The following is an 11,945-nucleotide window of genomic DNA, read 5'->3' on the forward strand; positions in this document are numbered from 1 at the left end:
AAGGGCTACATTATGCCGTTCTGCCCCAACTCGGGCAATTGCAACGGACGAAACACTGACACTCGCGCTTCGCGATAGTTACAATCCTGCGATTCATTTTCCGTCCGGAGTCACGTCCACTCGTGTCCGTATTGCGCCTTCCGCCCATGCCCGCCGCCAGCGGCAAGCAAACCTGGGGCAACCTTCCCGGAGCCGCGCTGAGCCTGGCCATCGCCGAGTCCGCCAGCAGCGCCAAGCGCTTCACCCTTCTTCTTACCGCCGACAGCCAGAGCGCCGAGCGCTTCAAGGAAGAACTCGCCTTCTTCGCCCCGGAGCTGCCGGTGCTGCATTTCCCCGACTGGGAAACGCTGCCCTACGATGTGTTCTCGCCGCACCAGGACATCATTTCCCAGCGTATCGCCACCCTCTACCAGCTGCCCGAGCTGACCCACGGCGTACTGGTAGTTCCGATCACCACGGCGCTACACCGCCTGGCCCCCAAGCGCTTCCTGCTGGGCAGCAGCCTGGTGCTGGATATCGGGCAGAAGCTCGATGTCGAGCAGATGCGCTCGCGTCTGGAGGCTGCGGGCTACCGCTGCGTGGACACCGTCTACGAGCACGGCGAATTTGCCGTACGCGGCGCGCTGATCGACCTCTATCCGATGGGCAGCGCCCTGCCTTACCGCATCGATCTGTTCGACGACGAGATCGAGACGTTGCGCACCTTCGACCCGGAGAATCAGCGCTCCATCGACAAGGTGGACTCGGTACGTCTGCTGCCAGCCCGCGAGTTTCCGCTAAAGAAGGAATCGGTCACCGGCTTTCGCGCGCGCTTCCGTGAGCGCTTCGACGTGGACTTCCGCCGTTGCCCGGTCTATCAGGATCTCTCCACCGGCATCACCCCGGCGGGCATCGAGTACTACCTGCCGCTGTTCTTCGACGAAACCTCGACGCTGTTCGACTACCTGCCCGACGACACCCAGGTATTTTCCCTGCCCGGCATCGAGCAGGCCGCCGAGAATTTCTGGAAGGATGTGCGCAACCGTTACGAGGAACGCCGCGTCGACCCCGAGCGGCCGCTGCTGCCGCCGGCTGAGTTATTCGTGCCGGTGGAGGACTGCTTCGCCCGTCTGAAGCTCTGGCCGCGCGTGGTCGCCAGCCAGGAAGATCTAGAATCCGGCATTGGCCGCGAACGCTTTCCCGCCAGCGCGCTACCGGAGCTGGCCATCGAAGCCCGCGCCAGCGAGCCCCTGGGTGCACTACGGCGCTTTCTCGACGAGTTCCCCGGCCGTGTTCTGTTTACCGCGGAAACCGCCGGCCGTCGTGAAGTGCTGCTGGAGTTGCTCGCGCGCCTGAAACTGCGGCCTCAGGAAGTCGAAGGCTGGCCAGGTTTCCTCGCCAGCGATGAGCGTCTGGCCATCACTATCGCCCCGCTGGATGACGGCCTGCTGCTGCAGCAACCGGAACTGGCGCTGATCGCCGAGAGCCCCCTGTTCGGTCAGCGCGTCATGCAGCGCCGCCGCCGCGAGAAGATCCGCGATGCCGGCGAGAACGTCATCAAGAACCTCACCGAGCTGCGCGAAGGTGCGCCGGTGGTGCATATCGACCACGGTGTCGGCCGCTATCAGGGCCTGGTCACCATGGAATTCGACGGCCAGGCTGCCGAATTCCTCCAGTTGCAGTACGCCGAGGACGCCAAGCTTTACGTGCCGGTGGCCAGCCTGCACCTGATCGCCCGCTACACCGGCAGCGATGATGCCCTGGCGCCGCTGCATCGACTCGGCTCCGAGCAATGGCAGAAAGCCAAGCGCAAGGCCGCCGAACAGGTACGCGACGTCGCCGCCGAACTGCTGGACATCTATGCCCGCCGCGCCGCCCGGCAAGGCTATGCCTTCCAGGACCCGCAGCTGGACTACGACACCTTCAGCGCCGGCTTCCCTTTCGAGGAGACACCGGACCAGCAGGCGGCCATCGACGCGGTGCGCGCCGACCTGCTCGCGCCGAAACCCATGGATCGCCTGGTCTGTGGCGATGTCGGCTTCGGTAAGACCGAAGTGGCCATGCGCGCGGCCTTTATCGCCGTTCACAGCGGCAAGCAGGTCGCCGTACTGGTGCCCACCACCCTGCTCGCCCAGCAGCACTACAACAGCTTCCGCGACCGCTTCGCCGACTGGCCGGTAAAGGTCGAGGTGATGAGCCGCTTCAAGTCGGCGAAGGAAATCCAAGCGGCGGTAAACGAACTCGCCGAAGGCAAGGTGGACATCCTCATCGGCACCCACAAGCTGCTGCAGGACGATGTGAAGTTCACCAACCTGGGGCTGGTGATCATCGACGAGGAACACCGTTTCGGCGTGCGCCAGAAAGAGCAGCTCAAGGCGCTGCGCAGCGAGGTGGACATCCTCACCCTCACCGCCACGCCGATTCCGCGCACCCTGAACATGGCCGTGGCCGGCATGCGCGACCTGTCGATCATTGCCACACCGCCGGCACGCCGCCTCTCGGTGCGCACCTTCGTCATGGAGGCCAACAAGCCGACCATCAAGGAAGCGCTGCTGCGCGAGCTGCTGCGCGGCGGCCAGGTCTATTACCTGCACAACGATGTGAAGACCATCGAGAAGTGCGCCGCAGACCTCGCCGAACTGGTGCCCGAGGCGCGTATCGGCATTGGCCACGGGCAGATGCGCGAGCGCGAGCTGGAACAGGTGATGGGCGACTTCTACCACAAGCGCTTCAACGTGCTGGTGGCCTCGACCATCATCGAGACCGGTATCGACGTGCCCAGCGCCAACACCATCATCATCGAGCGCGCCGACAAGTTCGGTCTGGCTCAGCTGCACCAGCTACGGGGTCGCGTCGGCCGTAGCCACCACCAGGCCTATGCCTACCTGCTGACGCCGCCGCGCAAGCAGATGACGCCAGATGCGGAAAAACGTCTGGAAGCCATCGCTAACGCGCAGGACTTGGGGGCCGGCTTTGTCCTGGCCACCCACGACCTGGAAATCCGCGGCGCTGGCGAACTGCTCGGCGAAGGCCAGAGCGGGCAGATCCAGGCGGTCGGCTTCACCCTCTACATGGAAATGCTCGAACGTGCGGTCAAGGCCATCCAGAAAGGCGAACAGCCGAACCTGGACCAGCCGCTGGGCGGTGGCCCGGAGATCAACCTGCGCATCCCGGCGCTGATCCCCGAAGACTATCTGCCGGACGTGCACGCGCGACTGATCCTCTACAAGCGCATCGCCAACGCCACCGACCAGGACGGCCTGAACGAATTGCAGGTGGAGATGATCGACCGCTTTGGTCTGCTGCCTGACCCGGCCAAGAGCCTGATCCGCCTGACGCTACTCAAGCTGCAGGCGGAGAAGCTCGGCATCACCAAGATCGATGCCGGCCCGCAAGGCGGCCGTATCGAGTTCTCGGCCGACACCAGTGTCGACCCGATGGTGCTGATCAAGCTGATCCAGAGCCAGCCCAAGCGCTACAAGTTCGAGGGCGCGACGGTGTTCAAATTCCAGGTTCCCATGGAACGGCCGGAAGAGCGTTTCAACACGCTTGAAGCACTGCTTGAGCGGCTGGCACCGGCAGCCGAATCGTGAAGAAGGCCGCAGCCGGTGATGCCGCGGCGCAGCCCGGCACACCGGGCGGCTCGCGGACAAGGCGTATCGATGATCTGGCACCGCGCCCGCGCCTGAGGCTCGGCAGCCATCAGTCGATGAACTACCACCTCGGCAGCGGCCGGATGGTCAACGAGCAGCAGCACCGCGCCGGTCTCTGCTTCGTCTACGATCGGACCGAGGTGCACGGCAAGAACCGGACCGATGAGCGCCTGCGTCAGCTCGACGGGCCGGAGGTTCTCAGCATCGCCCGCCAGCCGGCAGCCGAGCAGGCCCTGCGCCGGCGTCTGCAGCAACTGGGCCTGCGGCCTGCCCTGCGTCAGAGCCTGGCGCTGCCGAATGACTCGGGCGAGATGTACGAGCTGCCCAACGAGAGCGCCTGGCTGCAATTCGTGCAGATACACCTGCCGGAACTGCGTGATGAAGGCTGGGAAATCCTGATCCAGCCCGGCTTCGCCTACGACCTGCGCGAGGTCGAGCAGTGGTATGCCGAAATCGAGGAATCACCGGAACACACCTGGTTTGAGCTGGAACTTGGCATCGTTGTCGAGAATGAGCGCATCAGCCTGTTGCCGGTACTGTTGGATGTGATCCGCAGGACTCCGCTACTGCTCGCTCCGGAACAACTGGCCCAGCGGGGTGACGAGGAAGTGCTGCGGGTCAGCCTCAAGCGCCGTAACAAGGAATACCCGCTGCAAGTGCTGCTGCCCTTCGGCCGGCTCAAGCCGATCCTCGCGACCCTCGGCGATCTCTATCTGCAACCACCCTCGGGCGACAGCCTGCGTCTGGACCATGCTGATGCCGCACGCCTGGCTTTGCTCGATCGACTTCCGTTCAAATGGCACGGCGGCGACAACCTGCGCGACTTCGCCCAGCGCCTGCATGACTATCAACAGTTTCCCTGTCAGCCGCCTGCCGGCCTGCAGGCCACACTGCGGCCGTATCAGCTGCAGGGCCTGTGCTGGATGCAGACCCTGCGCGAGCTGGAAATGGGCGGTATTCTTGGCGACGACATGGGACTGGGGAAAACCCTGCAGACCCTGGCCCACCTGCTGGTCGAGAAAACGGCCGGTCGTCTCGATCATCCAGCGCTGGTGGTATTGCCCACCAGCCTGATTCCCAACTGGCAGGACGAAGCCGCGCGTTTCACTCCTGATCTTCGCGTGCTTACCCTGCACGGCCCTAACCGGCAGAAACACTTCGCCGAACTGGCCGACTACGATCTGCTGCTGACCACCTATGCCCTGCTGCCCAGAGATATCGATCACCTGGCCAAACAGCAATGGCACGTGCTGGTTCTCGATGAAGCGCAGAACATCAAGAACGCCGCCGGCAAGGCCGCCCAGGCGGCAGGCCAGCTTCAAGCACGCCAACGCCTGTGCCTGACCGGTACGCCGATGGAAAACCACCTGGGTGAGCTCTGGTCGCTGTTCAACTTCCTGATGCCCGGCTGGCTGGGTAGTGCCAGAGACTTCACCCGCAGCTACCGCACGCCTATCGAAAAGCACGGCGACCCGTTGCGACTGCAGCATCTGAACGAGCGCATTCGCCCCTTCCTGCTGCGCCGCCACAAGGAAGAAGTGGCGCACGAGCTGCCGCCGAAGAACGAAATCATCCATTGGGTGGAGCTGAGCCCGGCGCAGCGCGACCTCTACGAGACGGTACGCCTGGCCATGGACCGCAAGGTGCGCGAGGAAATCGATCGCCGAGGCCTGGCACGCAGCAAGATCATCGTCCTCGAAGCGCTGCTCAAACTGCGCCAGGTCTGCTGCGATCTGCGCCTGATCAAGGGAGAAGGCACCCGCACGGTTCGTGGCGGCAACTCCGGCAAGCTTGAGAGCCTGTTGGAAATGCTGCAGGAACTACTGGCAGAAGGTCGCCGGGTGCTGATCTTCTCCCAGTTCACTTCGATGCTGGCGCTGATCGAGGACAGCCTGCAGCAGCGCAGCATCGACTACGTGACACTAACCGGCGACACCCGCGACCGCCGCACTCCGGTCCAGCGCTTCCAGAACGGCGAAGTACCGGTGTTCCTGATCAGCCTCAAGGCGGGTGGAACCGGGCTCAACCTCACAGCCGCCGACACCGTGATCCATTACGATCCCTGGTGGAACCCGGCAGTGGAAAATCAGGCCACCGACCGTGCTTACCGCATCGGTCAGGACAAGCCTGTATTCGTCTACAAGCTGATCGCCCGAGGCACCGTGGAAGAGAAGATCCGCCAACTGCAGGCGCGCAAGGCCGAGCTGGCCGCCAGCGTGCTACAAGGCATCGGCGAAACCGACTGGACTCTGGAAGAAAGTGATATCGACGCACTGCTGGGACCGCTTGGCTAGACTCTTACCCGAACAAAGGAGATATCCATGAGCCGCTACGAAATCGCCTTTTCCGGGGAGCTGGCCCCCGGTGCCACGCTGGAGCAGGTCGAGGCTAATCTGGCGCGACTGTTCCAGGCGGACGCTCAACGCATCGCACTGCTGTTTTCCGGGCGCCGCATCGTCATCAAGCAGGGGCTCGACTACGACAGCGTCGAGAAATACCGGCAGGCCATGGCGCGTGCCGGAGCGGTGGCCGAGGTTCGGCCCATGCCGGTGGAGGTCGAAGAGATCGAACTGGCGCCGCCGCCTGCCGAAGCGCCCACGTCTGCCCCAGCACGCCAGCCCGGCGCGACTCCCGCACTGCTGAATGTCACACCGCGCGACGAATATATGGCCGCCTTCGCCGATGTCGAAGCACCTGATTTCGGTCTCGCCCCAACCGGCGCGGATCTTCAGGACAGTCGCCCCGCCACCCAGGCGCCGGCGCTGGATCTGTCTCAGTTCAGCCTGGCCCCTGTCGGCAGCGATATGAGCGAACGTCGCCGTGCCAGCGATACTCCGGCGCCGGATACCTCGCACTTGAAGTTAGTGGATTGACTGTAGCCACTGAGCTGTAGGGCTGTTTTCAATCCACCAAGCCGAAGCTCTGACAAACCTATGCAATGGCGGAATAATTTCCGCCCTGGCTTCGGCTGCTATCGGGTAGCGGCGACAAACGAACTCCGGTAGCCCCGACAGGCTCCAACCTGCAAGCCCTCCGAAAGCCCGCGCCCATGGATCTTGTCGTTGCTCGCCCTGAAGGTCTTTATTGCCCACCCGGTGATTTCTATATCGACCCCTGGCGCCCTGTGGAGCGCGCGGTCATCACCCACGCCCATGGCGACCATGCGCGCTGGGGCATGGGCCATTACCTGGCCTCTGCCGACAGCGAAGGCATCTTGCGCTCACGTATCTCTGCAGATATGCCGCTGCAAACGCTGGCCTATGGCGAGTCCATCGAGCATCACGGGGTACGGCTCAGCTTTCATCCCGCAGGGCACGTGCTCGGCTCGGCGCAGGTGCGTCTGGAATATCGCGGTGAGGTCTGGGTGGCTTCCGGTGACTACAAGGTCGAGCCAGACGGCACCTGCGCCCCCTTCGAGCCCGTGCGCTGCCATACCTTTATCACTGAATCCACCTTCGGCCTGCCGATCTATCGCTGGCCCGCGCAAAGCGAAGTGTTTCGCGACATCAATGACTGGTGGCGCGCCAACGCCGCTGTAGGCCGTACCAGCGTGCTGCTCTGCTACGCCTTCGGCAAGGCACAGCGGATTCTCCACGGTCTCGATGAAACTATCGGAAGCATCGTGGTGCATGGCGCGGTCGAGCCGCTGAACAGGGTCTACCGTGATGCCGGTATCTACCTGCCACCCACGCTCTATGCCGGCGACCTGAAAAAGGCGGATCCACGCCTGAAGCAGGCCATCGTCCTGGCCCCGCCTTCGGCTGGTGGCAGCACCTGGATGCGTCGTTTCGGTGACTATGCCGATGCCTTCGCCAGCGGCTGGATGATGCTGCGCGGCACTCGCCGTCGGCGCGGCGTGGATCGCGGCTTCGTGCTCTCCGATCATGCCGACTGGCCCGGACTGCTCTGGGCCATCGAACAGACCGGCGCCGAACGGGTGATGGTGACCCACGGCTCAGTTCCGATTCTGGTGCGTTATCTGCGCGAACAAGGCCTCGATGCCCAGGCATTCGAAACCGAGTACGGCGACGAGGATGACGCAGCCACACCGGAGGCCGGATGATCCCCCATTCAATCTCCCGTAGAAGCGAGCTTGCTCGCGAACAATACTCACCGGGCAATGGGGGCTATACGAGTTGAAAGCCTTCGCCACCCTCTACAGCCGCCTCGACGCCACCACATCGAGCAATGCCAAGCTCGCCGCGATGCGGGATTACTTCCGCGAAGCGGACCCGGTCGATGCTGCCTGGGCCGTGTACTTCCTGGCCGGCGGGCGGCCACGCCAGCTGGTGCCAACCCGCGTGCTGCGGGAAACGGCGATGCAGGTGGCACAGTTGCCCGAATGGTTATTCGAGGAAAGCTATCAGGCCGTCGGCGATCTGGCCGAGACCATTTCTCTGCTGGTACCGCCAAGCACCCATAACTCCGACGACGGCCTGGCCATCTGGCTGGAGGAAAAACTACTGCCCCTGCGTGGTCTGCCGCCGCAGGAGCAGGCATCGCGCCTGGCTGAATACTGGACGCAACTGGACCGGCTGAGCCTGATGGTCAGCATCAAGCTGATCACCGGCGCCTTCCGCGTAGGGGTCTCCAAATTGTTGGTCACCCGCGCCCTGGCCTCACTTGCCGACCTCGATCCCAAGCGGGTAGCACAGCGTCTGGTAGGCTACACCGACCTTTCCCACCGCCCCAGCGCCAAAGGCTATCTGGCACTGATTGCCGACGAATCGGAACACGAGCATGCCCAACGTGGCGGCCAGCCCTACCCGTTCTTCCTTGCCCATCCACTGCAGGCGCCAGCCGAGGAATTCCAGACGCTACTTGGCGCCCCGAAGAACTGGCTGATCGAATGGAAGTGGGACGGCATCCGCGCGCAGCTGGTCAAGCGCGATGGGCAGATCTGGATCTGGTCACGGGGCGAGGAGCTGATCAGCGAGCGCTTTCCCGAGCTGTGCGAGCTGGCCGGTTGCCTGCCGGACGGCACCGTGATCGATGGCGAAATCCTGGTCTGGAAGCACCCGCCCAAGCAGCCAGCCGCTGCCCTGCCGGGCATTGATACTCCCGCGCCCGCCTCGGAAGGTTATGGCGTGCAGCCCTTCGCCCTGCTGCAACAGCGCATAGGCCGCAAGAACCTTACCGCCAAGGTGCTGCAGGACGCCCCCGTCTCCGTGCTCGCCTACGACCTGCTGGAATGGCAGGGTGAGGATTGGCGGCAGCAACCGCTCCACGAACGTCGGCAGCAGCTCGAAGAGGTGGTCAGGCAATGCAGCGACCCGCGACTGATGATTTCGCCTGTGGTTAGCGGAACGGACTGGCAGGATCTGGCCCGTCAACGCGAGTCCTCCCGCGCCTACGGCGTCGAAGGGATGATGATCAAGGCCCGCGCCGCGCAGTATGGTGTTGGCCGCACCAAGGACGTCGGCCTCTGGTGGAAATGGAAAATCGACCCCTACGCCGTGGATGCCGTGCTGATCTACGCCCAGCGCGGCCACGGCCGCCGTGCCAGCCTCTATACTGATTACACATTCGCCGTATGGGCTGGAGAGCCAGGCGATCCCGAGCGCAGGCTGGTGCCCTTCGCCAAGGCTTATTCAGGCCTGACCGACGAGGAAATGCGCAAGGTAGACGCCATCATCCGCAAGACCACCGTGGAGAAATTCGGCCCGGTACGCAGCGTGACGCCGACGCTGGTATTCGAGCTGGGCTTCGAAGGCATCGCCGCCAGCAGCCGGCACAAGAGCGGCATCGCCGTACGTTTCCCGCGCATGCTGCGCTGGCGTCAGGACAAGCCGGTGGACGAGGCCGATACGCTGGAAACGCTCAAGCAGCTATTGGGCTGACGGCACGCCCGCAGTTCCATGGCCGAACAAGTTCGGCCCTACAAGACAGCCGCTCGCCCCGACGTAGGGCCGAATTTATTCGGCCAACCGTTACAACCAGACCGCATCCCACCAGCGCCGGCCGAACAAGGTAGGTCCTACGACGCAGCTACAGTACGGCACATGACCGCACCACTCCGGTGCGCAATCACGAAGCTGCACGCATTCAGCACCACCCTGGTGCAACCGCTCAATTCCGAAATCGTCCAGCCCTGGCTTGAAATAAGGCACGGCAACCATCCAGGGTAGAAAGCCCACAAGGCACGACTATTGCTGAATGGCGGTTCATCTATCGAAGAACTCTGTTTGCGATGACCGCACTGATCTCACCCTTCACCCCAGAGTGGCACGCCGAGCTTGAACTCGGCTATGCGCGCTTCGGTGACTGCACTCGCCCGGTGCAGCGCCGCCACAGCGGGCCGCTGCGGGTGCAGAAGCACCTTTACGCCGAAGGACCGGAGGTGTGCCAGCACATCATCGTCCATCCGCCGGGCGGGATCGCCGGCGGCGATCGCCTGGATATCAGCGCACACGCCGGCCGCAATGCCTGGGTGCAACTCACCAGTCCCGGTGCTGCCAAGTGGTACCGCTCCAGTGGGCCCGCCAGCCAGACCTTGAACCTTCACGTCGAAGCCGGCGGCACGCTGGAATGGCTGCCGCAGGAAACCATCGTCTATTCCGCCGCGCAGGCCGAGCTCAAAACCTGCATCGACCTGGAAGCCGATGCCCGGCTGTTCTACTGGGACATGGTCGCGCTGGGGCGCCCTGCCGCCACCGAGCGGTTCGACGATGGCTATTTCCAGGCGCAACTGGATATCCGCCGTGACGGCAAGCTGCTCTGGCACGAGCGCCAACGCATCAGCGGCGCGGACGGCCTACTGGATTCACCGATTGGTCTAAACGGGTACCCGGTGTTCGCCACGCTTATTGCCACCGGGGAAATCGACGCCGACCTGCTGGAACGCTGCCGCGAGCTGCCCGGACGCGTGCGGGGCGACCTGACCCAACTGCCTGGCCTCCTGGTCGGACGTTGCCTGGCGAACGAAGCCCTGCATGCGCGCAGCTGGCTGATTGCACTGTGGCAACTGCTGCGCCCCGAGCTGCTGGAACGCGAGGCGATGCCGCCGCGAATATGGAATACCTGATCACTGCCCGTGGCGGATAAGCCAAGCCGTCAGCCGCGGATGCGTACCGCCGCGCCGTAACGCCGACCGAGCCAAACGCCACGCCCAACGAACGGAGCCGTTATGGACCTGACACCCCGAGAGAAGGACAAACTGCTGATCTTTACCGCCGGCCTGCTGGCCGAACGCCGCCTGGCGCGGGGTCTGAAGCTCAATTACCCGGAAGCGATGGCCTACCTCTCCGCTGCATTGCTGGAGGGTGCCCGCGACGGTCAGACGGTCGCCGGGCTGATGCACTACGGCACCACGCTGCTGACCCGCGAGCAGGTCATGGAGGGGGTGCCGGAGATGATTCCGGACATCCAGGTCGAGGCCACCTTTGCGGACGGCACCAAACTGGTCACCGTTCATCAACCAATTGCTTGAAAACAGGTCGATGTCATTGCGCCTTTCTACCCACCGCATTGAAGGATCAGACCGTGCAGATACGTGACGCTCAAGAGAACGACCTCGCTGGCATTCTCGACATCTACAACGACGCCGTACTCAACAGCACCGCCATCTGGAACAACAACCCTGTCGATCTGGCCAACCGCCGCGCCTGGCTGGAGGAACGCCAGCGGCAGGGGAACCCGGTACTGGTGGCCATCGACGACGGCGGCCAGGTCGCGGGCTATGCCAGCTACGGCCCGTGGCGCCCCCATGAGGGCTATCGCCATACCGTCGAGCACTCGGTGTACGTCTGCGACAGCCAGCGCGGCGTGGGCATTGGCCGAAGCCTGATGCTCGAACTCCTCGGGCGGGCGCGTGCTGCGAATCTCCACGTGATGGTCGGCGCGATCGAGAGCGAGAACCGTGCCTCGATCCACATGCACCAGCAACTGGGCTTTTTCCACGCGGGCCACCTACGCCAGGTAGGTTTCAAGTTCGGTCGCTGGCTGGACCTGACCTTCATGCAACTGATCCTCAACCCGGAGCGCAGCACGCCATGATTCCCGGCGAATACCAGATCCAGGACGGCGAGATCGAGCTCAATGCCGGTCGCCGCACCCTCACCCTGTCCGTGGCCAACCGCGGCGACCGCCCAATTCAGGTCGGCTCGCACTACCACTTCTTCGAGACCAATGACGCGCTCGCCTTCGACCGGCCAGCCGCACGCGGCATGCGCTTGAACATCCCGGCCGGCACCGCGGTGCGCTTCGAACCGGGGCAGAGCCGCGAGGTTGAACTGGTGGAGCTGGCCGGCCAGCGACGCGTGTTCGGCTTTGCCGGGCGGGTGATGGGCACCCTCTGACACCGCGATTTTGTAG

General features: G+C 63.9%; 9 protein-coding genes. All 9 read left to right on the forward strand.

The genetic code is table 11. The features are described from left to right. Window positions 1-122 precede the first annotated feature (122 nt). The 9 genes from mfd (at window position 123) to BN1079_RS05025 (ending at window position 11,929) form a co-directional block, all read left to right on the forward strand. Entirely contained in the window at window positions 123-3,572 is a 3,450-nt protein-coding gene (gene mfd, locus BN1079_RS04985; RefSeq protein ID WP_037022779.1) for a transcription-repair coupling factor, read from the forward strand. 116 nt (window positions 3,573-3,688) lie between these two features. After that, a complete protein-coding gene (locus BN1079_RS04990; protein ID WP_037026626.1) occupies window positions 3,689-5,926 on the forward strand; it encodes a DEAD/DEAH box helicase in 2,238 nt (745 codons plus the stop codon). 27 nt (window positions 5,927-5,953) lie between these two features. Further along, on the forward strand, window positions 5,954-6,505 hold the full coding sequence (locus tag BN1079_RS04995; RefSeq protein WP_037022781.1) for a hypothetical protein: 552 nt from the start codon (window positions 5,954-5,956) through the stop codon (window positions 6,503-6,505). A 176-nt stretch (window positions 6,506-6,681) separates the two neighbouring features. Continuing rightward, complete coding sequence (locus BN1079_RS05000) at window positions 6,682-7,695, forward strand: ligase-associated DNA damage response exonuclease (protein WP_037022783.1); 1,014 nt, start codon at window positions 6,682-6,684, stop codon at window positions 7,693-7,695. A 73-nt stretch (window positions 7,696-7,768) separates the two neighbouring features. After that, complete coding sequence (locus BN1079_RS05005; RefSeq protein ID WP_037022785.1) at window positions 7,769-9,472, forward strand: ATP-dependent DNA ligase; 1,704 nt, start codon at window positions 7,769-7,771, stop codon at window positions 9,470-9,472. Window positions 9,473-9,822: 350 nt separating this feature from the next. Beyond that, entirely contained in the window at window positions 9,823-10,656 is an 834-nt protein-coding gene (locus tag BN1079_RS05010) for an urease accessory protein UreD (protein WP_037022786.1), read from the forward strand. 102 nt (window positions 10,657-10,758) lie between these two features. Then, the gene (locus tag BN1079_RS05015; RefSeq protein WP_037022787.1) at window positions 10,759-11,061 is read left to right on the forward strand and encodes an urease subunit gamma; all 303 of its coding nucleotides are present in this window, start codon (window positions 10,759-10,761) and stop codon (window positions 11,059-11,061) included. Between the two features lie 53 nt (window positions 11,062-11,114). Further along, entirely contained in the window at window positions 11,115-11,627 is a 513-nt protein-coding gene (locus BN1079_RS05020; RefSeq protein WP_037022788.1) for a GNAT family N-acetyltransferase, read from the forward strand. Beyond that, window positions 11,624-11,929, forward strand: coding sequence for an urease subunit beta (locus tag BN1079_RS05025; RefSeq protein ID WP_037022790.1), 306 nt, complete (start codon window positions 11,624-11,626; stop codon window positions 11,927-11,929). The genes BN1079_RS05020 and BN1079_RS05025 overlap by 4 nt, the downstream gene beginning before the upstream one ends. Window positions 11,930-11,945 lie beyond the last annotated feature (16 nt).

It is taken from the genome of Pseudomonas saudiphocaensis (assembly GCF_000756775.1).
Taxonomy (GTDB): Bacteria; Pseudomonadota; Gammaproteobacteria; order Pseudomonadales; family Pseudomonadaceae; genus Stutzerimonas; species Stutzerimonas saudiphocaensis.